Annotated in this window: 1 protein-coding gene; it reads left to right on the top strand. The window is 52.7% G+C overall.

Annotated elements, in window-relative coordinates; translation table 11 throughout:
- On the top strand, positions 1 to 258 hold a 258-nt coding region (locus CXF79_RS17425; protein ID WP_157825895.1), incomplete at both ends, for an Ig-like domain-containing protein.

Below are 258 nucleotides of genomic sequence, written 5' to 3'. Positions count from 1 at the left end.
CGACAGATGCGGGACAATCCGTTATTAGCGCAAACCCGACCACGTTGGTTGCTGATGGCACGAGTACGTCCATTTTAACGGTGCAGGCAAAAGACGTTAACGGCAATGATGTCCTCATTGGCGGGGATGTCGTGAGCTTAACGGCTTCGTCAGGCACCATAGATGCTGTTACGGATAACGGTGACGGCACGTATACGGCTACTTACACCAGCGCTACGACCACCGGTACCGCGACTATTAACGGCAGAGTAAACAATG

This window comes from Colwellia sp. Bg11-28 (genome assembly GCF_002836245.1).
GTDB classification, from domain to species: Bacteria; Pseudomonadota; Gammaproteobacteria; order Enterobacterales; family Alteromonadaceae; genus Colwellia; species Colwellia psychrerythraea_A.
The sequence above is the reverse complement of the archived record's forward strand: the minus strand, read 5'-3'. Positions and strand labels throughout refer to the sequence as shown.